General features: G+C 69.9%; 27 protein-coding genes. 15 read left to right on the top strand and 12 right to left on the bottom strand.

Features of this window, described 5'->3' with window-relative positions; genetic code table 11:
• The first annotated feature begins 98 nt into the window (after positions 1–98).
• The 13 genes from JAO81_RS24845 to JAO81_RS24905 all read left to right on the top strand — a co-directional run bounded on the left by JAO81_RS24845 (position 99) and on the right by JAO81_RS24905 (position 9,892).
• The gene (locus JAO81_RS24845; RefSeq protein ID WP_199550143.1) at positions 99–476 is read left to right on the top strand and encodes a hypothetical protein; all 378 of its coding nucleotides are present in this window, start codon (positions 99–101) and stop codon (positions 474–476) included.
• 95 nt (positions 477–571) lie between these two features.
• Positions 572–907, top strand: coding sequence for a hypothetical protein (locus JAO81_RS24850; protein WP_199550144.1), 336 nt, complete (start codon positions 572–574; stop codon positions 905–907).
• Positions 908–1,019: 112 nt separating this feature from the next.
• A complete protein-coding gene (locus JAO81_RS24855; RefSeq protein WP_199550145.1) occupies positions 1,020–1,451 on the top strand; it encodes a hypothetical protein in 432 nt (143 codons plus the stop codon).
• 53 nt (positions 1,452–1,504) lie between these two features.
• Positions 1,505–2,113, top strand: coding sequence for a cell envelope biogenesis protein OmpA (locus tag JAO81_RS24860; RefSeq protein ID WP_307813641.1), 609 nt, complete (start codon positions 1,505–1,507; stop codon positions 2,111–2,113).
• 24 nt (positions 2,114–2,137) lie between these two features.
• On the top strand, positions 2,138–2,977 hold the full coding sequence (locus JAO81_RS24865) for a hypothetical protein (protein ID WP_199550146.1): 840 nt from the start codon (positions 2,138–2,140) through the stop codon (positions 2,975–2,977).
• A 16-nt stretch (positions 2,978–2,993) separates the two neighbouring features.
• Positions 2,994–3,455, top strand: a complete 462-nt coding sequence (locus tag JAO81_RS24870; protein WP_199550147.1) for a single-stranded DNA-binding protein — start codon at positions 2,994–2,996, stop codon at positions 3,453–3,455.
• A 178-nt stretch (positions 3,456–3,633) separates the two neighbouring features.
• The gene (locus JAO81_RS24875) at positions 3,634–4,935 is read left to right on the top strand and encodes a hypothetical protein (protein ID WP_199550148.1); all 1,302 of its coding nucleotides are present in this window, start codon (positions 3,634–3,636) and stop codon (positions 4,933–4,935) included.
• A complete protein-coding gene (locus JAO81_RS24880; RefSeq protein ID WP_199550149.1) occupies positions 4,932–5,435 on the top strand; it encodes a DUF6248 family natural product biosynthesis protein in 504 nt (167 codons plus the stop codon). The genes JAO81_RS24875 and JAO81_RS24880 overlap by 4 nt, the downstream gene beginning before the upstream one ends.
• Positions 5,432–6,334 (top strand): hypothetical protein, encoded by a 903-nt coding sequence (locus tag JAO81_RS24885; RefSeq protein ID WP_199550150.1) that lies wholly within the window; start codon positions 5,432–5,434, stop codon positions 6,332–6,334. Before JAO81_RS24880 ends, JAO81_RS24885 begins: the two co-directional genes overlap by 4 nt.
• 69 nt (positions 6,335–6,403) lie before the next feature.
• The gene (locus JAO81_RS24890; protein WP_233415873.1) at positions 6,404–7,420 is read left to right on the top strand and encodes a phosphoadenosine phosphosulfate reductase; all 1,017 of its coding nucleotides are present in this window, start codon (positions 6,404–6,406) and stop codon (positions 7,418–7,420) included.
• Positions 7,421–7,466: 46 nt separating this feature from the next.
• Entirely contained in the window at positions 7,467–7,808 is a 342-nt protein-coding gene (locus JAO81_RS24895; RefSeq protein ID WP_233415874.1) for a hypothetical protein, read from the top strand.
• Between the two features lie 133 nt (positions 7,809–7,941).
• Entirely contained in the window at positions 7,942–8,658 is a 717-nt protein-coding gene (locus JAO81_RS24900; RefSeq protein ID WP_199550151.1) for a hypothetical protein, read from the top strand.
• Between the two features lie 325 nt (positions 8,659–8,983).
• The gene (locus JAO81_RS24905; RefSeq protein WP_199550152.1) at positions 8,984–9,892 is read left to right on the top strand and encodes a replication-relaxation family protein; all 909 of its coding nucleotides are present in this window, start codon (positions 8,984–8,986) and stop codon (positions 9,890–9,892) included.
• A 403-nt stretch (positions 9,893–10,295) separates the two neighbouring features.
• Here JAO81_RS24905 and JAO81_RS24910 read toward each other — a convergent pair whose 3' ends face one another.
• The 4 genes from JAO81_RS24910 to JAO81_RS24925 form a co-directional block, all read right to left on the bottom strand.
• Positions 10,296–10,880 carry a uridine kinase gene (locus tag JAO81_RS24910; RefSeq protein ID WP_199550153.1) on the bottom strand — a complete coding sequence of 195 codons (585 nt, stop codon included), beginning with the start codon at positions 10,878–10,880 and terminating at the stop codon, positions 10,296–10,298.
• A gap of 105 nt (positions 10,881–10,985) precedes the next feature.
• Entirely contained in the window at positions 10,986–11,537 is a 552-nt protein-coding gene (locus JAO81_RS24915; RefSeq protein WP_199550154.1) for a flavoprotein, read from the bottom strand.
• Positions 11,534–12,478, bottom strand: a complete 945-nt coding sequence (locus JAO81_RS24920) for a hypothetical protein (RefSeq protein ID WP_199550155.1) — start codon at positions 12,476–12,478, stop codon at positions 11,534–11,536. The genes JAO81_RS24915 and JAO81_RS24920 overlap by 4 nt, the downstream gene beginning before the upstream one ends.
• Positions 12,475–13,608: a 3-dehydroquinate synthase family protein gene (locus JAO81_RS24925; RefSeq protein ID WP_199550156.1), complete on the bottom strand. Its 1,134-nt coding sequence runs from the start codon at positions 13,606–13,608 to the stop codon at positions 12,475–12,477. The genes JAO81_RS24920 and JAO81_RS24925 overlap by 4 nt, the downstream gene beginning before the upstream one ends.
• A 297-nt stretch (positions 13,609–13,905) precedes the next feature.
• Between JAO81_RS24925 and JAO81_RS24930 the strand changes: the two genes are divergently transcribed.
• The gene (locus JAO81_RS24930; RefSeq protein WP_199550157.1) at positions 13,906–14,667 is read left to right on the top strand and encodes a GntR family transcriptional regulator; all 762 of its coding nucleotides are present in this window, start codon (positions 13,906–13,908) and stop codon (positions 14,665–14,667) included.
• Between the two features lie 93 nt (positions 14,668–14,760).
• Here the strand turns inward: JAO81_RS24930 and eis are convergent, their stop codons facing one another.
• Genes eis through JAO81_RS24965 form a run of 7 tightly spaced genes read right to left on the bottom strand, consistent with a single transcriptional unit; the run spans position 14,761 to position 20,308 of the window.
• Positions 14,761–15,930 carry an enhanced intracellular survival protein Eis gene (eis, locus tag JAO81_RS24935; RefSeq protein WP_199550158.1) on the bottom strand — a complete coding sequence of 390 codons (1,170 nt, stop codon included), beginning with the start codon at positions 15,928–15,930 and terminating at the stop codon, positions 14,761–14,763.
• Positions 15,931–15,942: 12 nt separating this feature from the next.
• Positions 15,943–16,473 carry a MaoC family dehydratase gene (locus JAO81_RS24940; RefSeq protein ID WP_307813644.1) on the bottom strand — a complete coding sequence of 177 codons (531 nt, stop codon included), beginning with the start codon at positions 16,471–16,473 and terminating at the stop codon, positions 15,943–15,945.
• Positions 16,470–17,318: a CoA ester lyase gene (locus tag JAO81_RS24945; protein WP_199550159.1), complete on the bottom strand. Its 849-nt coding sequence runs from the start codon at positions 17,316–17,318 to the stop codon at positions 16,470–16,472. Before JAO81_RS24945 ends, JAO81_RS24940 begins: the two co-directional genes overlap by 4 nt.
• Positions 17,315–17,551: an acyl carrier protein gene (locus tag JAO81_RS24950; RefSeq protein WP_199550160.1), complete on the bottom strand. Its 237-nt coding sequence runs from the start codon at positions 17,549–17,551 to the stop codon at positions 17,315–17,317. The genes JAO81_RS24945 and JAO81_RS24950 overlap by 4 nt, the downstream gene beginning before the upstream one ends.
• Positions 17,548–18,582, bottom strand: a complete 1,035-nt coding sequence (dmpG, locus tag JAO81_RS24955) for a 4-hydroxy-2-oxovalerate aldolase (RefSeq protein WP_307813657.1) — start codon at positions 18,580–18,582, stop codon at positions 17,548–17,550. Before dmpG ends, JAO81_RS24950 begins: the two co-directional genes overlap by 4 nt.
• Before the next feature lie 20 nt (positions 18,583–18,602).
• Positions 18,603–19,472 carry an acetaldehyde dehydrogenase (acetylating) gene (locus JAO81_RS24960; protein WP_199550162.1) on the bottom strand — a complete coding sequence of 290 codons (870 nt, stop codon included), beginning with the start codon at positions 19,470–19,472 and terminating at the stop codon, positions 18,603–18,605.
• A 44-nt stretch (positions 19,473–19,516) separates the two neighbouring features.
• Positions 19,517–20,308, bottom strand: coding sequence for a 2-keto-4-pentenoate hydratase (locus JAO81_RS24965; protein WP_199550163.1), 792 nt, complete (start codon positions 20,306–20,308; stop codon positions 19,517–19,519).
• A gap of 146 nt (positions 20,309–20,454) precedes the next feature.
• Here JAO81_RS24965 and JAO81_RS24970 point away from each other — a divergent pair, with 146 nt between their 5' ends.
• Positions 20,455–21,831 carry a hypothetical protein gene (locus tag JAO81_RS24970; RefSeq protein ID WP_199550164.1) on the top strand — a complete coding sequence of 459 codons (1,377 nt, stop codon included), beginning with the start codon at positions 20,455–20,457 and terminating at the stop codon, positions 21,829–21,831.
• Here JAO81_RS24970 and JAO81_RS24975 read toward each other — a convergent pair.
• Positions 21,828–22,583 carry an NUDIX hydrolase gene (locus tag JAO81_RS24975; RefSeq protein ID WP_307813646.1) on the bottom strand — a complete coding sequence of 252 codons (756 nt, stop codon included), beginning with the start codon at positions 22,581–22,583 and terminating at the stop codon, positions 21,828–21,830. The genes JAO81_RS24970 and JAO81_RS24975 overlap by 4 nt on opposite strands.
• Positions 22,584–22,601: the final 18 nt, after the last annotated feature.

Genomic DNA, 22,601 nt, shown 5'->3' on the forward strand with positions numbered 1-22,601 from the left:
CCCCCCCCCCGCCCCCGCCCCCCCACCCCCCCCGCCGCCCGCGCCCCCCCCCCCGGCGCCTCGCCCGCTCCCCGCACACCCAAGAAAGGCGATGCAGCATGCCCGAAACCATGGGGAGCGTCCTCACCTTCATCTCCCGACTACCGGACCCGACCGAGGTCGCCAAGATCCAGATCGCTGCCGCCGAGCAGCTGCGCGCTCTCGACAAGAAGGCGTACGCCGACGTCGGCCCCGGCCGCGAGGCCCGCATCAACGACACGTTGAACCCGCCGTATCTGCGTGGCCTCACCGGCACCGTGCAGGAGGCCAACCGGACCGGAAGCCGCTTCAAGTTCCTGCTCGACGAGGAGTCCACGCGGATCCTGCGCCGCGACCCGCGCAACACGAAGTTCCGCATCCCCGACGGCGTCGAGCGCTACCGGCTCCCGGTGAACGGGATCCCGGTCCGCGCCCTGGAGCTGATCGACACGAAGTGACCGCCCTGCGGTGCCGCACGGCCCACGTGCGGCACCGCACCCCCGTTCAACCCGGCCGGTCACCTTCCCTGCCCGGTCGTCTGCGAAAGGCCGTCATGAACGCCCAGCACGATCCGTCCACCGACGCGGACGGCGATGCCCCCGACCGCCCGTTGAACCTCGCCGTCCTGCGTCACCTGGTCCACACCCACTGGAAAGACCTGCCCGGCGACACGCTCGTCGTGCTGTCCTGCGACGCCGAAGGCAACAGCTACTCGCCGTTCGCGACCTACGCCCACGGCCGGTACGCAGCCATCGGCGCCGACGACCTCGTCGGCGAACTCTTCCCGCTCCCCGAACACCTGGAGCAGGAGCCCGAGTTGCGCGACCTCTACCCGGACGGTGTCCCCGGCACCGCCGTCCCCGCACTCGCGCTGTACCCGCTCGGCTGACAGCCGCCGTGCAGGCCGGGCACCCCACCTCCACCCGGCCCGCACGGCCCCCTCCCCCACCACGCCCGTGGCCCGCCGCGGCCCGGGTCTCCCGAAAGCGACGCCCACCACCATGCCCACTGACGCCCTGTCCCGTGACCTCGACCCGACTGCCCCGGCGCTGATCATCACCGACCGGCCCGACGGCGACCCGGTCGGTCTCGGAGCCTGCCCGGTCCCCCGCATTCACCGCACCGCCGAGCAGTTCAGCGCCAAGGAGTACCAGCGCGCGCCGCTCGTGCTCCTGGACGACCGCAGCTACACCGCCTTCACGCTCCGCGCCATGCCGCGCCGCCGGGGCCTCATCCTCGTCCTCGTCGACCAGGACGATGCCTCCATCTGGACGCGGACCGTCGCCGTCGGGGGCGATGCGGTCGTCACCGCCGTAGCGGATCCCGCGTGGCTGCACCTGCGGCTGCACGAGGCCACCGACCGCCGCCACGCCGACTGGGAGGAGCTGCTCGCCGACGGCCCCGCCGACCCTCCGCAGCCAGCCAGCGGCTGACGCTCAACAGCACGCCCTCACCTTGCACTTCGTCGACCGGAAGGATCCTCACCGTGGCGGCGATACCCGAACGCTGCGCCCACCGCCCGCGCGCCGGCGGGCTGGTGGTGCCCTACGTCACCCTGATCCACAACGGTCATGCGGCCTTCGGCACCCTCGACGCCGACAAGACCCGCAGGGCCTTCACGCAACGGCTCTGCCAGATCTGCGAGCAACCGCTGAACGAGCGGTGCTTCCTGATCGTCCGCCCGGCCGACGTCACCGAGGGCTGCTCACCGGAACCGGCGCTGCACCCCGAGTGTCTGCCATACACCGCCGCCCACTGCCCGATGCTCAACGGCACCGCCAGGCACTACCGCGCGAGCCCGGTCCTCGCCCATCACCCGGCGGGGCGTCCGTGCACCGACCCGGCCTGCCCGTGCCCAGCGCGCACCCCCGACGGCGGGCACACCGCCCGCAGCGGCCGCCCGGCCGACCGGTACGAGGCCTGGATGATCCACACCTCCACCTACCAGTTGGTCCACCGCCCCGACCGGCCGGACATGCCCTCCGGCATCCGCCTCGACGTGCCGATCCTGCGCAGGCGCGTACTGCGCACCGCTCACCTCACCCCCGACCAGCAACGCCTCATGGACCTGCTCACCACCTTGACCGGGTCCTGACCTCCCACCGCACAAAGGACCACCATGTTGATCACCCCGAATCCGTGCACGCCCGAAGGCAAGGCCATCGTGAACCTCGCCGATCAGATGGACGCCCTGCAACGGCGCGCCGGCGAATGGCCGGGAGCGGACACCGCCACCATCGTCGAGCAGTGGCTGCGCAGCTTCAGCTTCGAACCCTCAGGTGACCTCCCTCAACGGGTGACCGGCCGGGTATGGATGCTGCGCCAGTGGGACCGCCACGGTGAAGACGTGACCCTCTGGTCCGACGAGGCGTCCGCCCGGGCCGCGCTCGCACACGAGGTACGCAAGTCCTGGGACAACGTGGGAGGCGTCGAGGAAGTCCCCTTCCGCCCGCCTACCGACGACCGAGAAGCCGTGGACCTGTACTACGGCCCGGACGGCTGCGCGCACGAGGACGAGGGTTACTCGCTGCACGTCGCCGACATCTCCCGGATCGACGGCGAGAGGCTGTCCATCAGCCTCGCCGATCCCGAGGGCAGCGCCCGCGCGAACAGCGCGGCCCTCTTCCATCCGATAGAAGGTCCCGACGACGAGGGTCTGCCCTGTATCGAGATCGCGGGCGTCCTCGTGTTCGCGTACCTCGACGCCGAACGCCAAGCCGTACGGATCGACGTGCATCTGGACACGGCCGACGAGCAGTTGGTCCGCGCGGATGGCACCATCCCGATCCGTATCGAGGTCGAGGACGACACCGTGTGCAGCATCGGCGCCACTGCGCCGGCACCCGCCCACGCCTGCGGCGCCTGCGAGCCCGACCTCGCCGACGTGCCGGAGCAATCTGTCACGACGGAAGGCCTGAGTACGGGGGTTGACCACACCCAAGAACACACTATTATTTGACTTAGGAGGTGTTCCCATGGTCCCGTCCGTCACGCACGTGTCCGGCACCGTCGCCGGCGACGTCGAAGTCCGCTTCACCAACAGCGGGGTTGCCGTCTGCCGGTTCCGGCTCACCGAGACCCCGCGCTCGTGGAACCGCGCCACGCGCAAGTGGCAGGACGGGACCCTGCGGTACATCTGCACCGCCTGGGACGACCTCGCCACCCACGCGACCGAGTCCCTCGTCGACGGCGTCCACGTCCTGGCGACCGGGACCATCACGGAGATCAGGGACAACGTCGTCTACCTGACCGCCGACGATCTCGGCGTCAGCCTGCGCCAGCGCATCGCGTACACGGAGGCGAGCCTGCCGAGTCCGCAGGCAGCCCGCCCGGTCATCACCCCCGCCCCGCCCGCACCCGCAGCAGTCGCCACTCCGCAGGGGTCCGGCCCCGCTCCCGCCTGGTGGAGCAAGCAGCGCACCGCCGGCTGGACCTGACGCCACGCGGGACGCGCACGGCGACGGATCCCCTTCCCGTCGGCCGTCGCGACCGCCCGCCCGGCGTGGCGCCCGCCTCCCCCTCCCGGGCCCCGCCCCCCCCTCCCCCGCCGGGTCCGCGCCCCCTGACGCCGACACCCTGCCCTGACCCCTCACCGACGAAAGGAGGCAAGGCGCCATGCCCTCCACGGCGTACACCCCTGCCCTGCCGGGCTTCACCACCAACGACGACCTGGACACAGTGATCAACTGGGGTGTCGGGGCGGATTCATCGGCGTACATCGCCGAGATGCTGACCGACCCTGCCGGGTACGGCATCGACCTGGATCGCACCGTGGTGCTGTACATGGCCACCGGTAGCGAGTGGCCCGAAACCCGGCTCCTGGCGGACGAGTTCATGGTCCCGCTGCTGCGCGAGCGCCGGGTTCGGCTCGTGCAGCTGGCGCGCAACGGGCACCTCCAGTCGGACGGGTTCACCGTCCTCGACGACTCCCGTAGTCCGGAGCGGCTGTGCGAGCGCGGCCCGTGGACGCTGTGGGATGACCAGGAGTCCGTCGGCACCGTTCCCCAGGTCGCGGGCACCCGTAAGTGCAGTCTGTGGGCCAAGGGGGACGTTGGCGACTGGTGGCTCAAGCAGACCTTTGGCGGCCGCCCGTTCCGGCAGATCATGGGCTTCAACGCCGATGAGGAAGGACGGCGTTTCGGCGACCAGGCCGCCTCCAGGATGCCCGGACGGACCGGGGAGTTCCCGCTCATCGACTGGGGCTGGGATAGGCGCCGCTGTGAAACATACTTATTCGAGCGATTCGGCGTGAACTGGCCCAAATCGTACTGCACGTTCTGTTGCTTCCCCACGTCGATGGGGGCGCTGCCCGCGCACCTGGAGCGTATGCGCACCCACCCGGACATCGCCGGCGAGGTGTTGCGCCTGGAGTACACGGCGATGTGCCTCAACCCGAACGCGAAGTTGTACGGGCGCAGGTCGCTGCTGGAGCTCTTCGACTCCACCGAGCCGCGGGACAAGGCCTGCCTGGAGGCCTTCGAGCGGGAGCTCGACATGCCGTGGGCGCTGTACCACGTGCGCCGGCTGTTCCTGCTGTCCGAGGACGGCCGACGCCGCCCGGTGAAGCGCTCGACCGAGAAGGTCGACCTCGGCCGCCCCGACCAGCTCGCCCGCCGCCTGGTCGCCGTCTCCGCACAGCACGGCTTCGGCGTCGAACGCGACCCGCTCTACGGGCGCGCACGGGCGTGGGTCCGTCCGCGGGCACAGACCTGGCCGATGGCGGAGGAACTCTTCGTCACCGCCCCCGCCCGCGTGATCAACAAGCAGGACCCGTCGAGCAGCACTGGACCGCCCTGGTCTCCGGCGGCGCGCAACTCCCGCTCGCCTGAAACGCCCCCTCCACCCGCTGGCCTCGGCCATGTGCCGCTCGCGCGCACCACCCCATCCGCCCTTCGACTGCAGGGAGTTCCGTCATGACGAGCTGGCTGCGCCACATCGGCGGAGCAATCATGGGGATCCTCGACCCCGTCCCTTCTCCGGTGCCGTCTCCCATGAGCGAGCAAGAGGGTGCGTGGGTGCGCGAGCACGCGTGGACCAAGGGGCTGCGGAAGATCGAGGCCGCCTACCCGCATGGCTTCCACCGGTGGTGCGCGTGTGAGCGCGGCACCTGTGTCTCCTGCCGGGGCGGCCATCACGAGCAGTGCATCAGCGGCAACGGTCCTCGAGTCGAACAGGACGACGGCACCATCACCGACCGCGACGGGTTCGTCGTCGCGGTGCTGCTCCATGGGCCCGGGAAGCGGCCGTGCCGCTGGCAGTGCCGGTGCGCGCATCCCACGCGCCGGGAGGTCGCACGCGGTACAGCAACGCAGCCGGCACCGCCGAAGTGTCTCGATGCCCCGGTCACGCCCGACCCGGCCGGCCAGTTGGCGCTCTTCGGACACGACGTCACCTCCGACACGGCAGGGACGTCGTGAAGGGCGGGGTCCAACAGATGCTGCCGGTCGAGTTGCTGCCGGAGGTGGCGGCCAGCTCGCCCTGGTGTCTGCGCTGGCAGCAGCGCCGGCACTCGTGGCGGCATGTCCGCGACGGGGGATTCGACGCCCGGCGGTACGCCGTTGACGTCATGGCCGAGGCGGAGCCCGCCAAGAGCTTCGTGCTCGCCCACCACTACGCCAGCTCATACCCGCCGGTGTCCGTGCAGTTCGGGCTCTACGACACGGTGGATGGCGCACGGCGCCTGTGTGGCGTCGCCACGTTCGGGGTGCCGGCGACCACCGCCGTCCTCACCAACCCCTTGCCCGAACTGACGCCGTACACCGAATCGCTGGTGTGCTCCCGCTTCGTCCTGCTCGACGAATGCCCCGGCAACGCCGAATCGTGGTTCCTGGCGCGCTGCTTCGACCAGCTACTCACCCGCGGCGTCCGCGGCATCGTCACCTTCGCCGACCCGGTCCCCCGCCGCACAGCCTCCGGGAAGCTCGTCATGCCCGGCCACGTCGGCACCATCTACGCCGCCACCAATGCCCTCTACGCCGGCCGCGCCACCGCCCGAACGCTGAAGCTCCTGCCGGACGGCACCGTTTTCGACGACCGCGCCGCACAGAAGATCCGACGCCAGGAACAGGGTCACAGATACGCCGAGGCCCGGCTCCTCGCCCTGGGCGCACCCCCTCGGCCATCCGGACATCCGCCGAGCATCTGGCTGCGCGAGGCACTCGCCGCGATCGGGGCACGCAACATGCGCCACCGGGGCAACCACCGTTTCGTCTGGCCGCTCGGCCGCAACCAGCGCGAGCGCGACCAGGTCGCCCTCGGCCTGCCGCCGCAGTGGCCCTACCCCAAGGTCCCGGATCTCGATCCGGCTCTGCGCTGAGCACCACGCGCCGACCGCCCTGCTGGCGCACGCCCCCGTTCCACACCCACACCTTGCCCTGGAGAAACCATGTCTTCCCGCCCTGACGCCTACCGCCCCGACCTTGCCTCCTACGACCTGCTGGCGCCCCAGTTGTCCGGCGGCAAGGACAGCGCCGTGATGATGGCGGTCTTCATGGACGCCGCCCGCGCCGCGGGTGTGGAAGACCGGGTGATCTCGTATCACTCCAGCCTCGGTGTTCTGGAGTGGCCAGCGGTCGACTTCGAAGGCGCCCGCTTCCCTGGAGTGTCCGAGCTCGCGGCGCTGCAGAGCGCCCCGTTCGACGTTCCGGCCGACCGGCACATCGAGGTCGCCCGGACGATGCCCGGCCCCAACGGCACCCTGATCCCGCGCAGTCTGCTCACCGAGATCGCGGCATACGGCCGGTTCCCGCGCATGGGAAGCCCGTATTGCCGCAAGTACGCGAAAGAGGGCGTGGTTTCCGCGGCCTGGACTCCCCTGGTCACCCGCCTCAGCCGGGACCTCGGCCGACCGGTCCGGATCTTGAAGGTCATGGGCCTGCGCAGCGACGAGGGCGCCGACCGCAGGAAACGTCCGCCGTTTCGTACGGTGCTGGCCAACTCGGCGCGGATCGTGGACGAGTGGCTACCGATCAAGGACTGGTCGACCAACGCGGTCAAGGCCTGGCACGCGAGCGCCCCGGTGCCGTACGCCTGGACCTACGACTCAGTGCCCGGCGCCCGGGATTGGAGAGGCACCTCGCGCTGCTCGTGTTCTCTGTGCTGCTTCGCGTCCGTCCCTGACCTGCTGCTGTCGATCGGGCGACGGCCGCGGCTTGCGCGCCTGTACGCCGAAGTCGAGGCCGTCCGCGGGGACAGTCTGCGCCCCGACCGGAAGATCGCCGATCTGATCCGGCACTCCGAGCAGTGCGCGGCGCCGGCGCCGGGTGTGGTGTGCGCCGATGACGGCCCAGAGTTCACCGCCCTCGAGGAGCAGGTACGTGCAGCCCTCTCGTACGAGCCGCGCAAGGAGCCCGACTTGGCCCGTGGCCGCGGCAGTCGGCCGCTGTGTGACGGTTGCCGCTGAGCAACGAGCCATCCACCGCCCCTTCATGAAAGGCATACTGCGCATGATGACCACGACGACCCAGCGTCTCCTAGACCTCGCGGCCGCGGCGCCGGCCCGGCACGGCGAGGACCTGCTGCGGCTGCTCCGCGAGGCGAGCACGCTGTACCAGCACGGACTTGAGGAGCTGCGGCGGCAGATGACCGACCGCTTGGCCGGCCAGAGTTCGACGGAGCTGGCGGCCGCGGCCACGGGCGCCGGAATGCCGTGTGATCCCGGTCAGGACCGGGGCGAGCTGGTCCTGCTCCTGAGCTTGCTCGAGTGGGAGATGACGCCGGCCGCGATCGCCTACGCGGAGATGGCCGAGGACGCGGCCCGACGCGGCGTCTGCTTGCTGCCCGAGGTATAGAGCCGCGGCCCGTACGCAGGCGCGCTCGAGAATTTACGCGCAGCCAGCTGGACCCCGGACCGAAACTCCTGCCATTATTTGCGTTGCGGGTCGGGTTGGCCGGCCTATCGCCGACAGGACGGACGGTTCCGCCATGACCTCGCGCCGCGCGCCTCGCCTGGCCGACGCTGCCGAGCTCGCGGCCGAACAGGGTCTGACTCCGGCGCGGATCAGCAGCCTCTACACGAGCCGCGAGCTGAACAGCGCCGGCCGGCCGTTCCCGGAGCCGGTCGACCGTCGCGGCCGAGCCCGGTTGTGGGACCACGCGGAGGTCACCGAGTGGTTCGCGCACCGTGCGGCGGCGCGGCTCGCCACCTACACACCGCCGTCCCGCGATCCCGATGAGCTGCTGAACGCCGCGCAGGCCTCGAGGTACCTCGGTTACAAGAACCCCAACCAGGTCACCACCTTCGTCAGGGACCACCCGGGGTACTTTCCCGAGCCGGACGAGGTCGAGGAAAAGGGCACTGCCGCCAACCCGCATCGCAGGCTCAAGTGGCGGGTGGCGACCCTGGACCAGTGGCGGGCCAGTCGGCCCGGCCGCGGTCGGCGATCCGGCGTGAAGCAGGCGCCGCCGCTGCCCGACGTTCCCGTCGACGGCGACCTGGACGAGCTCCTCGGCGCGAGCCAGGCGGCCGCCCTGCTCGGCTACAAGAGCGTCGGGTCGTTCTCCAGCAGCCTGTCGCAGGGCAACCTTCCCCTGTTGGAAACCACCGACGGTGTCGCCGTGAACGCCGGGAAGCAGAACGGGCGCCGCCGCTGGACGCGCCGGCGCATCCTCGAGCAGGCCGAGCAGCGCGCCGGGCGGTAAGACCGGCGGTGTGCGCACCGCCCCTGTGAACGCGGCCCCCGGTTTTGGGGTGTTGGTCCCTTGCGGGCCGGAGGCCGCGCGATGGCCGGCATGGCGTGGCTCGCCACCACGCCCCGCAGGAGCAGACTCTGCTGCTGCGGACCGGCCATCGCCGCTTTCGCGATCCGAGGCCGGCAGTCGACGAACGAAACGCCCCAACCTGCCTCGTGGTCGGGATCTACCGCCCCGACCACTCCCCCGACCACCGGTCACGTTGTTGAGTCGTGACCTTGGTCGGGGTCGAGTGGTCGGGGTTCTGGTCGGGGCTCACGGGTTGGATCAGCCCATGTCCCGAACGCGTTTCGTGTCCACGGCCGATGCCGAGGCCCACCCCAGTCCCGCCGAGCCGTTGCGGCTGCAGGTGTTGGCTGCGCTCGCCCTGCACCGGATGGCCACCACCGAGCAGCTGCGCCAGATGCTCCGGCCAGACGGCAGTCGCCAGTTGCTCTCGCGCGTGCTGAACAAGCTGCGCGCCACGGGCTGGGTCGATCTGACGCCCCTGCCAGATGCCCCGACGTTCGCCTGGTATCTCACTGCGGACGGCGCCCGGATCACCCGCGATCTGCCAGCGCTGAGGGGACGGCCTCCGTATCCCATCCCGTCGGGGGCGGCCGCGTCGCTGAGGACGCCCCACACCCTGACCGTCGTCCGCACCCATCTGTGCTTCGCAGCCGACGCCCGCCGGCTCGGTCACGAGCACGGGCCGTGGGACTGGACGCCCGAAGTCGCGCACTCCATCGGCGACGGTGAGCGCCTGGTCGCCGACGCGGTGCTGCACTACACCGTCGTCGAGGGTGCGCACCGCCGGAAACTCCGCGCGTTCGTGGAGGTCGACCGCACCACCATGAGCAGCGAACGCCTGGCCACCAAACTGATCGACTACGCCCGGCTGTTCAGTCACGAACCGCAGCCTGTCGGCCGGCGTAAGCCCACCACACCCGGCCCGGCCTGGCTGCGCTGGTATCCGGTCTTCCCGCGGATCCTGTTCGTCCTCACAAACGCCTCCCCGCACCGGCTCAAGAACCGGATCAGCGACCTGCAGGACATGACCGCGCAGCACCCGCTCGTCGCCGCCTTCGCCCGTACGGTCCAACTCGGCGCCGCAGTCTTGGAGGACCTCGAGGACAGCGGTCCCTCCGCCGCCGTGTGGGTTCCGTTGGTCGCCGGAGATCCTCGCCCGTGGACGGAACTGTAGGGATCAGAAAAGTTCGGCGGGGCCGCCGCGCAGTCCTACCGTGGGCGGCCCATCGACCAGGACATCGGACGATGTCAGCTCAATTCAGTGCAGTGGGGTGCCCCGACATTCCGAGCTCCGCGCAGTTCGGTGCGCAGCTGCGCCTGGGGCGCGCGGCTCCGCAGGCGAACGTCGAGTGCCCCGCGGAGCATGCCGTCGGCGCGGCGTCCTTTGGGGAGTCGGGCGGGGTCGAGCCCGTCACGCTGGGCGATGAGCGTGCCGAGTTCGTGGCGGCCGTGGGGTGCCCGGCCGCTGTGGCCTGTCGGATGAGCTCGGTTCCCAGAAGCCCGCTGCCGCCAACGATCAGAGCTGGCATGGGCGACCACGGTAGACCGGGCCTGGCCAAATGGGGATGGGGGCTTGGTCAGGCCCACTGGGGATGGTCGCCGGTCCGGCTGGACTGGCCTACGAGACCCCCCAGTTGCCCCAGTTGCTCTTCCAGCGGGCGGGTGCCGTCGATGACCAGGTCGGCGTACTGCTTGGTGGGGCGGACATGGGCCTCATGGGCGTCGCGTCCGCGGGCGAGGTAGCCACGCAGTGAGGTCCTGGGGTCCCCCTCCTCGAACTTCCGCAGCACTTTGAGGGCGAGCCTCAGATCGGCTGGCATCTCGATGTAGGCGCTCCAGCGTGCGCGGTGGCGTACGAGCGGCAAGGCGAGGGCGAAGGTGCCTTCGACAATCAGGAGCGACGCCGTGGTGGTGCGGTCGAGGATCTGCTGCAGCCGGCCCGTGTCGATTGCGCGAGGGTCACTGTAGTCGACTACCTGACGGGTGGGCGTGTCGAAGGACGGCACGCTGGGCGCCATGGTCGGGTCGGTGTGGAAGTAGTGGTCCAGGTGCACAACGACGCCGCCGGGGGTGCGATCGGCGAGGCGGGTGGCGAGGGTGGTCTTGCCGGAACCTGCCCCGCCGGCCAGGGCGAGCAGGGCGGGGGTCGTGCGATCGTCCACAGGTGCGCCTCGATGTGCATGGGGGTGCCGGGTTCGAGGTCGCGACTGTAGTGCGCGTGTGGGGTGCGCAAGCCGAATCGGCTCACGCACCCCACTTTTGGGCGATCACGCGTGGCTGGCTGACACCATCGCGGCGAGCTGTTCCAGAGCGGTGCCGGGAATCGTGCCCACCGCCGAGCAGGGATCGTCGCTGCTCCGGGAGGGCCCGGGCTCCGGGGTGAGAACGTGGTGACCGTAGGCCCTGAGCTTGGCGACGTTGTCCTGCGTGACGCGGGCGTGCCACATGTCCCCGTGCATCGCGGGGTAGAAGGACACGCTCGATCGGGAGGACTGCTTCAGGATGAGTGCGCACAGAAGGTTGTCGGTGAGTCCGTGCGCTGCCTTGGCCAGGGTGTTGGCCGTCGTAGGCGCGACAAGGAAGTGGTCGCACTGGTCCAACAGCTTGGTGTGCAAGGGGTTGGGGTCGGTCGCCCAGTTCTCGTCGGTGTAGATCGCGACGCGGTCCAGGCGGGGAAGGAAGGCGAGTGCTGCGGGTGAGGCGACGACGGTGACGCTGTCCGCGTAGATGTCGAGCGCCCTCTTGACCAGGAGGTCTGCGGCGGTGGTGGCGCTGGAGCCGGTCACTCCGATCAGCAGTCGTCCCAAGGGGTGGGTCATGCGATCGCCTCGGGCGCTATTCGGATCTCGTCGACACGGTCCGCGAGGGTCTGCAGGTTGCGGACGTTCGGGTGCGCCAGGAGGTTGGCAATCCGGGCGCCGAAAACGTGGCGCCACCATGTGCCCCAGGGGCCGTCGGGCAGGAAGTCCAGCTCGGCTTGGGCGAGTTCGAGGTAGACGCGGAGGACGTCGCGGCGCTCGGGGTCCTCGGTGTTCGCGGTCCTGGTCTGCTTGCGTAGTCGGAGGATCTGCTCGGCCTGCGGCCCCAACACCTTCGGCGAGTAGAGCCACTTGGCCGGAGGCGGTGCGTGGCCGGTGCACAGGAACGCGCTCCACGTAAGGAGTTTGATCATCTCCTCGATGAGGTGGTGCCAGCATTCGGCTTCGTCCCGTAGGACGCCCTGGTAGACGCTGCGCCAGAACAGGGAGGCGTAGCGCTGCAGGATGGCCAGGGTCAGCCGTTCGCGGTTGGTGGTGGTGAAGGTGTGCTGCAGGGCTTCCTGTGCGGAGCGCAGGACACGGTCGGGGTCGTGCTGGATCTCCATGGCGAGGTAGTTCTCTAAGTTCTCCAGATAGTCCGGGTCCAGGGTGGGTGGGAGCTTTGCGAACCGGTCGATGGCGTCGGTGCGGAGGAACTTCAGGTTGAGGATGGGCCAGCGCCCGGCGACCGGCAGGTTGAGCACGAAGTGGTCGACCAGCGACTCGTCGCGGCCCTCGAAGAGACGTTCCTGGACGGCCCCTTCGGGTAGAAGGCGGTCCAAGGCGTATGCCTCGCTCAGTGGTGTGGTGCGGGGGCAGAACACCCAGATGTCCAGGTCGGACAGGTCGTCGGCGACTCCCATACGCGTCGATCCGCACAGTGTGATCCCTGACACCTCCCGCTGGCTGCGCAGGTGGTCGAGGTAGTGCTCGCACGTCGGGGTGGCAGTGGTGCTGGTCACGGGTATATCTCCTGGTGGGCGCGCAGGTCACGGATGGCGCGGGCGAGTTCGTCGCGGGTGACGGTGTCGGTGAAGTCGACCTTGCCGATGGCGAGGGGCAGGACGTAGTGCAGGGACGCGCCCCCGCGCTGGGCCTGGAGGGCGTGGACGCGGTCGATGAGCGCCGTCGTATCGATGTGGCTGTCCATCACGGGCAGGCCAAGGCGGCGGATCGTGGTGAGGATCCGGCTGAACACGGTGGGATCGAGCTGTCCTCGGTGCAGGGCGATGTGGGCGGCGACGGCAATGCCGATGCCGACGGCCGTGCCGTGGCGGATCCGGAAGCCGGTGAGATCTTCCAGGGGGTGGGCGACGGTGTGTCCGAAGTTCAGCTCGCGCCGCAAGTCGCGTTCAAAGGCGTTGTCACCGAGCAGGCGGAGTTTCGCCTCGACACAGGTGCGCACCACCTTCAGCAGGATGTCGGCGTCGTCAGGGGCCACCCCTTGTTCCAGGACGGCGAACAGGTCGTCCGGATCGTCCACGATGGCGATCTTGAGGGCTTCACCGAGGGCAGCGGAGATCTCCGCTGCGGGCAGGGTGTTCAGGGCGTCCAGGTGGATGTCTACGGCGGTGGGGTGGGAGAAGCCGCCGATCAGGTTCTTCTGTTCAGGGTGGTTGACGCCGACTTTCCCGCCGATGGCCGCGTCGATCATCGCGAGCAGCGTGGTGGGCACATACACGGCCGGGACACCGCGGAAGTAGAGCGAGGCGACCTGGCCAACAAGGTCGCAGGTGGCGCCGCCGCCGATGGCGACGAGCGGCATGCGCCGGTGGGCGCCACGGTCACGCAGTCGGTCGATGATCGACTGCGCGTGGTCAAGGTTCTTGTGATGCTCGCCGGGTTCGACGATCAGATGCCGGTCGGCGGGCAGAACCGACTGCAGTTCATCGCGCCACAGTTCGGCGACGTTGCCGTCGAGGAGAAGGAACGATCCGTCCTGCGCGTGGCGGGCGACTGTTTCGGCAAACCCCGTCCGCTGTATGCGGATGTGAGTGCGGTCGACGCGGGTGGCGTGAGCGATGAGGTCGTCGCCCGTGCGGCGCACGGTGATGCCTTCGGCTGCTCGGACCGGGGTGTGTGAGGTGAGCATGGCTTCCCTTCTCAGCCGAGGGGCAGGTGGAGGCCCAGGCGCCTGAGGGCGCCTGGGCCTCCACGGCTGTGTGCCGGATCAGCAGGGACGTCCGGCCTTCGGCGCGGAGTCCGTGTCGCGCGGGGGCGTGGGCTGCGTGTGCATGTCGACCTCCCTTCTGATCTGGGGGTCTTCGAGGAAAGAACGCACTCCACGTAACACAGAGTGCTTCTGATGGATTAGCCTCTATCTAATGCATTAAATTGTCAAGAGGCCTCCAACGGGGGCGAGTTGACCGCGAAGGACGGAGCAGATGTCATGGGCCAGCAGCCGCCGTACATGGTCGCCGCCGACAAACTGCGGGCGGAGCTGGCGGCGGGGCGCTGGCAGCTCAACGAACGTCTGCCTTCCCGCGCCCGCCTCGCCGAGGAGTACGGTGTCGGCCCCAACGTCATGCAGCGTGCTCAGGAACGCCTCATCGAAGAGGGATTGCTGGAAGGGCGCGCAGGCGCCGGCACCTACGTGAGAGCGGCCGAGCCCGGCAAGCGTCGACTGGTGCGCTCGGCCTATCGGGACGAGCGCGGCGGCTCACCCTTCCGCGGCGACATGCGCGACCGGGGAAGCACCGGAACCTGGGAAGCACACAGCCAGCCCCGGACACCGGCCTCAACGGAGATCGCACGACGCCTGGGCATCGAACCGGGCGAACCATGCGTGTGCACCGCGTATGAGTTCTTCGCCGACGGCAGGCCGGTCCAGACGTCCGTGAGTTGGGAACCCATGTCCATCACCGCACAGACTCCGGTCCTGCTTCCCGAATCCGGGCCGCTCGCCGGCCAGGGGGTGGTGGAGCGGATGCGCTCCCTGGACATCGAGATCTCCTTTTCGACCGAGGTGCCCCGGCCGGCCAGGGCCACTCAGGAGCAGGCCAACCTCCTGGGCATCAGCCGGGGAGCATTGATCCTGATCATCGAACGCACCTACTACGACAGCGACCACCGGGCGGTGGAGACGGCCGACATCGTCATTCCCGCGGATCGCTGCGACGTCGTGTACGAGATCGGCCAGCCGAGCGCATAGACCGCAGCGTAATTCCGCTGCTTCGAGGCGGCTGGAGCGGCACCAGATGGGACTGGCCATAGCCGGTGCCACCAGTCCTTTGCCCTGCCGGCCCTAGAAGTGGTCGGGCAGCCACGGCTCGAGGTCGGCCGTGGCGCGCACCAGCGTTCGAAGCGCCTTCTCGGACACGGCCTGGACTCCTGCCATGCGGGCGGACGTAGCAGACCGGTAGCCCCCGGCGTACCAGGCGGCGAGCTGGCGGCGGGTGAGAAGCACGAGACCTTCGATCTGCGTGGGGGTGAGCTCCGCTTTCCCGTCCTTCACCTGGAGCATCCACCGGTCCCACGAGTTGCCGCTCTCGCTCTGGATCTCGATCGGTGCTTGGGTGGTGACGTCAGCGGGCCATCCCCGGAGACGAATCGCCTCGGGAGCGTTGAGGATGCGCAGCATCCAGGGGTGCCAGGACTCGGCGGTGGGCCTGAAGCGGTGAAGGTTATGCAGGAGCGCGGGGTAGGGCGGGAGAGCACCGCGGCGGAACTCGACGTTCGCGGCGCGGGTGTTGTGGCGGCCGAGGAACGCGAACATGGCCGCGGCGGTGGGCTCGCTGGCGGCCCAGAAGTCGTGGACGACGAGTGTCATGCCGTGGCGCTCGTGGCGCTTGGTGGTGAGCGACAGCAGGCCGGCCGTGGAGCCCCGGTCGCGGCTGAAGCAGTAGGTGGTCAGCGCGCTCTTCTTCTCTTTCCAGCTCGCCCACCACGCGGGCCGGTGCACTGGGCCGTTCCACTGTTTGGCCAGGACGCGCTGGAGATCGCTTGCGTCTTCGGTGAGGCCGGCGTGGATTTCGAACGCTTCGCTGGTGAAGGACCGGTTGAGGTCCTCGGTGGCGACGGTCCAGGCGAACACCGGGGTGGGGGCCTCCCAGCCAAGTCGGCGGGCGTAGCCGTTGGACGTGGTGGAGTGCACCGAGATCACGGCCCCTTGTTCCCGGAGCGGTTCCAGGCGCTCTTCGGCCATCCGGCTGTGCAGGTGTGCGCCGCGTTCCTCGGGGGCGACGCAGCCGGCTGCCAGGCAGGCGGAGGGGACCGGGGAGCCACCGAAGTACTGGTCGACGACGAAGCCGAGGCCTCCCGCGACCACGCGGCCGTCGCGCAGGGCGACCCGGAGGTCCGCGTGTGCGCGCAGGGCGGTGATGTCACCGACGGGGTGCCCGTAGCTGCGGGCGGCCAGGTCGTCGTACTCCTGCCACCTGCTGTCGTTGGCCTGGGTGAAGGTCAAGGTGTCCATGGGGGCCTCGCTTCAATAGTTGGTGGCGTCACGGATGCTGTCGGGGTCGGTGGGGACGAGGAAGGTGCGGGTGAAGGACAGCACCTGGGTGGCGTCCTGGTTGTGGCCCTCGATGTGGCAGGTGACGATCCCGCAGTCGGGGTGGCTCTTGGAGCGGCGGCGGGCGGTGATTTCGGACTGGGCGTAGAGGGTGTCGCCGACGAAGACGGGCGCGGTGAAGCGGACCTGGTCGAGCCCGAGGTTCGCGATGGTCAGGCCGCTGGTGGAGCGGACGGTCATGCCGGCGATGAGGTTGAGGGTGACGCCGCCGCAGACGAGAATGCGGCCCCACTGCGTCTGGCTGCTGTAGTGCGCGTCGGTGTGGATGGGTGCGGCGTTGGCGGTCAGGGCAGTGCCGAGCAGGTTGTCGACCTCGGTGACAGTCCGGCCCGGTCGGTGCTCGATCACCATCCCGACGGTGAAGTCGTCGAAGCCCAGGCCGATCACCTCGCGGATCCGGCGTTCGGCGATGCGCCGGTAGCCGGCGGGCAGTTCGGCGTTCACCGGATGCCGTCCACGTCGGCGACCAAGGCCTTCGCCGCGGCGAAGAACGGCGTGCCGACCATCTGTCCGTCCACCTTGGTCACGCTGGCGCCGCTGGCTTCGCCGGCGGCGACGATCGCCCGCGCCCGGGAGATCTCGCTCTCGGAGGGCGCGAACACCTCGTTGATCAGGGCTGCTTGACGCGGGTGGACGGCGCCCTTGCCGAAGAACCCGAGCTCCTTGGCCTGCTCGGCTTCCGTGCGCACCGCGTCCGGGTCGTCGAGGCGCCAGGTGGGTGCGTCGACCGCGGGGAGTCCGGCGGCCGCCGCGGCATTGATCAGCGCGGCGCGCGGGTGGAGCAGGGCTTGCCAGGTGAGGCCACAGCGCACCGCGGCCGCGTAGTCGGCCGACCCGAAGACCAGGCCGCCCAGGCGGGGCGCCGCGCAGATCGATGCGAGCTTCTCGAGCGCGCGGGGTGTTTCGATTAGGGCCCAGATGTCGGGGGTGTAGCCCGGGTCGTCCAGGACGCAGGCCACCAGCTCGATGTCCCGGGACGATTCGACCTTGGGGACAAGCACGAGGTCCGGCTTGGCCGGATAGTCGGCCATCGCCACCAGGTCCTTGATGCCTTCGCGGGTGTACGGGGAGTTCATCCGTATCCCGAGCGTGCAGGAGCCGTGCTCCGGGGCGCCGTCGAAGAATCGGTGCGCCGTGGTGCGTGCGCGGTGCTTGTCCGCCATGGCGACGGAGTCCTCCAGGTCGACGAGCGCGACGCCAGCGCCGGACGTACGGGCGGTGTCGAAGCGGGCCGGGGTCAGCGCCGGGGTGATCATCCAGGCGCGGCCGCGGTGGTGTCGGGCGTTCATCGGGGTCCCCGCTCTGTGAGCCTGCGCTGGACCAGGGCGTCGAGCTCGCGCAGGCTTTTGATGCGGTTGAGTTCCGCGAAGCTGACGTCGATGCCGTGGTCTGCTTCCAGGCGAACGGACAGGTTGACGATCCTGAGCGAGTCGATTCCGACCGCTTCCAGGCTGGCGTCCAGGTCCAGCTGGTCGACGTCACGGAGTTCGGTTTTCAGGACGGCGATGAGTTCCTCGGTCATGGCTGGGTTCCTTCGATTTGTTGGGACTTGAGGCTGCGGGCGACGTCCGCGATGAGGTCTTCCTGTCCGGCGAGGGCTTGGCGTTTGCCGAGTGCCATGAACAGGTCGATCGGGTCGAGGCCTTCGCGGGCGGCTGTGCGAAGCACCGGCTTCTTGAACCCGGAGAACACTCCGGCCAGGCCGCTGGCGAGGGTGACCGAGTCGATGACGGGTTGGCTGTCCATCAGCCGCCTACCGGCGACGTCGGCCGCGTGCAGGACCTCGCGCAGCCCGATCCCCGTGGGGTGGCCGTAGCGTTCGAGGACGGCGACGAGGACTTCGAGCTGAGCATTGCCCGCTCCGGCTCCGAAGCCGCGGGCGGTGGCGTCGATGATGCGGGCGCCGGCCTCGACGGCGGCCACGGAGTTGGCCACGGCCATGGAAAGGTTGTTGTGTCCGTGGAAGATGACCGGGGCATCCACGGCGGCCGTGATGGCCTGGATGCGGGTGGTCACGTCGGGGGGCAGGTAGTGGCCTGCGGAGTCCATGATGCCCACCGCCTGGGCGCCGAACTCGGTCAGCATCCTGCACTGGTGGGCCAGTTCGTCGGGGCTGGTCATGTGGCTCATCAGCAGGACACCCTGCGCCTGGGCGCCGAGACTGCGGGCGACGGTGAGGTGGTGCTCGGTGACGTCTGCCTCGGTGCAGTGCGCGGCGATCCGGATCACGTCGGCGCCGAGGTCGACGGCCGCGCGCAGGTCGTCGGCGGTGCCCCAGCCGGGCGCCATGAACACGCCCATGCGGGATTCGGTGAGCGCTGCGCGTACGGTCTTGAGCATCACGTGGTCGGGGAGCTTGGCCCGTCCGATCTGGAGGCTGGAGGCCCCCAGGCCGTTGCCGTGGCCGACCTCGACCACCGGAATTCTGGCCGCGTTGGCGGCCACGGCGTAGGCGCGGAGTTGGTCGGCGTCGAGCTGGTGGGCCACGGCGTGGTGGCCATCGCGCAGCGTGGGGTCGTGGATCTGGACACAGGCTTGCTCGGTGCCGGGTATGGGGTCCACGGTGGGCTCCTTCATCGGGTCGGCAGGGTGCGGTGTTCGGCGAGCAGCAGCGCAGCGGCGTTGATGATGTCGAGGTTTCCGGCGCACGCCGGGATGCGGCCGCCCAGGGCGGTGACCTCCACCGCCACCGTCAGACACCCCGGTGCGGGCTCGATCGAGGTCACCGCGTAGCCCGGTGCGAATGACCGCACCTGTTCGGCGGCCGCCTCCACTGCCGCAGTTGCTGCGGTGGAGGGCAGTTCGGGGGCCAGAACGGTCATGACCACCCGAAACGGCGGCGCAGGGCGCGCCGGGGTGAGGTTGACCAGCACTTTCACCTCAGGTGTGCGGGTGAAGGCACGGATCGCGCTCTGGGTGGTGTCGATGTACTCGTCGAGGTTGAGGCGCGTGGCCCGCCCGGCGCTGCCGCTGGCCCCGGTGCACACCACCTCGATGTAACTCGGCCGGCAGCGCCCGCCGAGGGCGTTCAGGATCGGGATCGACGCCTGTCCTCCGCAGCTGATGAGGTTGATGTGCCGGGAGCCGGCCGCCTGTTCAGCGTTGACCGTAGGTACGACGAAGGTCCCCAACTCGGTCGGCGTGAGGTCGATCAGCGTCGCGCCCGTGGCGCGCAGGGCCTGCCAGTGGCTTTCATGCGCGGAGGCGTTCGAGGCGTCGAAGACCACATCGAACGGCCCCCGTTCCACCACGGCCGCAAGGCCCTGCGAGGAGGTTGCGTATCCCCGCGCCGCGGCCTGCACGAGGCCGCTGCTCTGCGCGCTGCGCCCGGCCACCAGGCCCAGGGCCAGGCGGGGGGAGAGATGGATCCGGTCCGCGAGGTCCATGCCGATCAGGCCTGCGCCAAGGATCGCGGCGCGCCCGGGGGATTCGAAAACAGGCATGACGAAGCTCCATTGGTCGTCCGGTACTTGGTGGCGCGGGTGGTTCAGGCGACGCGCAGCTCGGCCGCGGGCAGGTGCGCGGAGTGGACCCGCACGATGCAGGTCCCATCCAGCGGGATACTGGCGTGCACGGAGCCGGCCAGGATCAGGTCACCGGCCTTAAGGCCGCCGCCGTGCGCTGCCAGCCGTCGGGCGAGCCAGACGACAGGCCGGTAGGGGTTGCCCAGCACGGCCCGTCCCTCGCCCGTGACCACCGCCTGCCCGTTGATCGACACGACCAGCGTCTCGGCCGCCAGGTCCACCGCAGGGTCCCGGGGGATCAGCGGTCCGGTGACGAAACGGGCGCAGGAGGCATTGTCGGCGATGCTGTCGGCGACGGTGATGTGCCAGCTGGAGTAGCGGGTGTCGATCACCTCGAGCGCCAGGCACACCTCGCTGACCGCACCCTGCGCGTCGGCCATCGTCACGTCCGGGCCGGACAGATCGCGTCCCAGAGTGAACGCGATCTCAGCCTCCACGCGCGGCAGCAACAGGTCCTTGCGCACGAGAGGTGCTCCCGTCGGCACGCGCATGTCGTCCAGCAGCACTCCCGAATCGGGTTCGTCCACGCCCATCTGCTCCTGCATCGCCTTCGACGTGGCGCCCGCTTTGTGCCCGACCACACGCGAGCCCGCACTGATCCTTTGCGCGATGACCGCAGCCTGCACCCGGTAGGCGTCCTCAAGGTCGAAGTCCGGGCGGGTGCCGCTCAAGGTGGGCACCGGGATGCGGTCGCGCTCGGCGTCCAGCAGCGCTCTGGCCGCATCGCCAATCCACTGAACTCGACTGTCGTGCACGGAAGTTCCCTCCCACCGAACCTGCTGGACACCCCGTGGTGTGCCGGGGTGTCCCTGCCTGGTGAAGAGTCAACCTCCCGCCGTCAGGCGGCGGTACCGTTGCCGGTGGGGTAAGCGGTATATCGCGTATATCCGGGCAGGTGGACATGACCACGCGCACGCCGAACGAGCTGCTCCGCGCCCTGGTGGTGGAGTCCGCTTGGACCTACGAGGCGTTAGCCAAGGCAGTGCGGGCGGTTGCCGCCGAGTGCGGCAGCTCCGTGCAGACCAACAAGAGCAACGTGGACCACTGGATCGCCGGCGCCGTCCCGCGCGGGGACACCGGCCGCTACCTCGCCGTTGCGCTATCGAGACGGCTGGGGCGGCTGCTCACCCTCGCGGATCTGGGTCTCCCGGATACAGGCGGCGAGGCGGACAGTGACACCATCGGGATATCCCTGGACCGGGATCCGCTGGACGCCCTACTGCCGATGTGGAGGCACGAATTGGACCGGCGCCGCTTCCTGACGACCTCCGCGTACTCCGTGGCGGCCGCAGCGCTGCCGCTGTCCCACATCCGCGAGATCGCCGCCCGCACCGAGGCGGCACGCACCGGTCACGTCGTCGGCATGGCCGAAGTCGACGCGGTACGCGACATGATCCGCGCCTTCTCCGAGATGGACGAACGCCACGGCGGACAGCACGGCCGCAGCGCACTCGTCACCTACCTCCGCGACGATGTCGCACCGCTGTGCCGGGCCCGGTTCCGCACCGACGAGGCCCGCCAGCAGATGCTCTCGGCGGCCAGCCGCGGCGTGCACCTGCTGGGCTGGAAGAGCTACGACGCCGGCCAGCAGGGCCTGGCCCAGCGCTACTACCTTCAGTCGTACGCGCTCGCCGCCGAATCCGAGGTCGTCGGCCAGGACGGTTTCGTGATGCGCACGATGGCGATGCAGGGCCTCAAGCTGCACCGTCCGGAGCACTGCCAGAGCCTGGCGGAGACGGGTCTGGAGCGCGCCAAGGGCCGCGTGGATGCGCAGACCGAGGCGCTGTTCCGTGTCGTGCATGCGCACACGCTCGCCAAGACCGGCAAGCGCCGACGCGCCCTGGCCGAGGCCGAGTTGGCCCGCGACCTCCTCGTCGGCGCCCCCGGGGATGAGACCACGTTCTGGGCGCTGACCTGGGGGCCGCCGGCCGCATCGGTGTACTCGCGCACCGCGAAGGTGTACGAGACGCTGGGCGATCACCGGTCGGCGGCCGAGCAGTACGCACTCGCTGCCACCGCCCGGCCCTCCCAGACCTATGCCAGGATCGTCGCGCTCGACCTGGTCGCGGGCGCCGAGATGCATCTGAAGCGCGGCGGGATCGAGCAGGCCTGCGCGACCTGGCACCAGGCGATGGACCACATGGACGGAGTGCGCTCGGTCCGCACCCGCAAGGCCGTGGGCCGCATCCGAGGAGACCTGTCGCGCTTCCGGGCGCGCGGCCTGCGCTGTGCGATCGACCTCGACGCGCGCGCCCGCGACTTCCTCGCCGCGAGCTAGGTGAGCTGCCGGCGCGGGGTGTGCGTGCAGCGGGCGACGATCGGCGCGAGGTAGTCGGCGTGCGGCCCGGCCAATTCCCCGAGGTCGTCTGGCGAGTTGACCAGGGTCAGCTCGGCGAGTTCGGGTTCCAGGCCCTTGGCCCGCTCGGCTCGCGCCGCGGTGGCGAAGGCCTCGCGCAGATCGCCCTCCGGCCGGGCCGGTGCCAGATAGGTGAGGCCGACGCTGGTGTTCTCGCCGCGCGTGACAACGCACAGCTCCAGGTCTTCCCCGGACACGTCGATCCCCATCTCCTCCGACAGCTCGCGCGCCGCCTGGGCAGCGACGTTGGCCGCATCCAGTGCGCTGCCGTGTGGGGGCGGCTCGACGGAACCTCCGGGAAGCTGCCATCGTCCCGGTGCGGCTGTGGACGGCGCCATCCGCACCACCGCGACCCGTCCGTCCACGGTCGGCTGGACCACGTTCACGAAGAGCGATCCCATGGCAGTGGCGCCCGGCACGCGCCTCAGCGCGTAGTGCCGGTAGGTGACGCGGGCCCAGGTCACGTCCAGGACGTGCGGGTCCGCCCAGTCGATGCCGCCGCAGGCCACCACGGGTCCGTCGAACAGCGTGGGGTTCGCGCGAACAGCCGTCTCCCACACCCGATCCCGAGCGGCGACGTCCTCGGCTGACTGGTGTGGCGGTTCGATCTCCGAGAAACGGAGACGGCGTGCGTCGAAGAGGTCAATGCCCGCCGGGGGCAGCGTCTCGGTCACCGGATCATCCTAAGGCTG

It is taken from the genome of Streptomyces sp. N35 (assembly GCF_016464295.1).
Classification (GTDB): Bacteria; Actinomycetota; Actinomycetes; order Streptomycetales; family Streptomycetaceae; genus Streptomyces.

Bases quoted from the DNA above. Each gene is read 5' to 3' on its own strand.
- JAO81_RS24845 (WP_199550143.1), top strand. From the start codon at position 99: ATGCCCGAAACCATGGGGAGCGTCCTCACCTTCATCTCCCGACTACCG.
- JAO81_RS24970 (WP_199550164.1), top strand. From the start codon at position 20,455: ATGACCACGCGCACGCCGAACGAGCTGCTCCGCGCCCTGGTGGTGGAG.
- JAO81_RS24905 (WP_199550152.1), top strand. From the start codon at position 8,984: ATGTCCCGAACGCGTTTCGTGTCCACGGCCGATGCCGAGGCCCACCCC.
- JAO81_RS24900 (WP_199550151.1), top strand. From the start codon at position 7,942: ATGACCTCGCGCCGCGCGCCTCGCCTGGCCGACGCTGCCGAGCTCGCG.
- JAO81_RS24915 (WP_199550154.1), bottom strand. From the start codon at position 11,537: ATGACCCACCCCTTGGGACGACTGCTGATCGGAGTGACCGGCTCCAGC.
- JAO81_RS24850 (WP_199550144.1), top strand. From the start codon at position 572: ATGAACGCCCAGCACGATCCGTCCACCGACGCGGACGGCGATGCCCCC.
- JAO81_RS24870 (WP_199550147.1), top strand. From the start codon at position 2,994: ATGGTCCCGTCCGTCACGCACGTGTCCGGCACCGTCGCCGGCGACGTC.
- JAO81_RS24855 (WP_199550145.1), top strand. From the start codon at position 1,020: ATGCCCACTGACGCCCTGTCCCGTGACCTCGACCCGACTGCCCCGGCG.
- JAO81_RS24895 (WP_233415874.1), top strand. From the start codon at position 7,467: ATGACCACGACGACCCAGCGTCTCCTAGACCTCGCGGCCGCGGCGCCG.
- JAO81_RS24890 (WP_233415873.1), top strand. From the start codon at position 6,404: ATGTCTTCCCGCCCTGACGCCTACCGCCCCGACCTTGCCTCCTACGAC.
- eis (WP_199550158.1), bottom strand. From the start codon at position 15,930: ATGGACACCTTGACCTTCACCCAGGCCAACGACAGCAGGTGGCAGGAG.
- JAO81_RS24930 (WP_199550157.1), top strand. From the start codon at position 13,906: ATGGGCCAGCAGCCGCCGTACATGGTCGCCGCCGACAAACTGCGGGCG.
- JAO81_RS24925 (WP_199550156.1), bottom strand. From the start codon at position 13,608: ATGCTCACCTCACACACCCCGGTCCGAGCAGCCGAAGGCATCACCGTG.
- JAO81_RS24865 (WP_199550146.1), top strand. From the start codon at position 2,138: ATGTTGATCACCCCGAATCCGTGCACGCCCGAAGGCAAGGCCATCGTG.
- JAO81_RS24960 (WP_199550162.1), bottom strand. From the start codon at position 19,472: ATGCCTGTTTTCGAATCCCCCGGGCGCGCCGCGATCCTTGGCGCAGGC.
- JAO81_RS24880 (WP_199550149.1), top strand. From the start codon at position 4,932: ATGACGAGCTGGCTGCGCCACATCGGCGGAGCAATCATGGGGATCCTC.
- JAO81_RS24945 (WP_199550159.1), bottom strand. From the start codon at position 17,318: ATGAACGCCCGACACCACCGCGGCCGCGCCTGGATGATCACCCCGGCG.
- JAO81_RS24875 (WP_199550148.1), top strand. From the start codon at position 3,634: ATGCCCTCCACGGCGTACACCCCTGCCCTGCCGGGCTTCACCACCAAC.
- JAO81_RS24950 (WP_199550160.1), bottom strand. From the start codon at position 17,551: ATGACCGAGGAACTCATCGCCGTCCTGAAAACCGAACTCCGTGACGTC.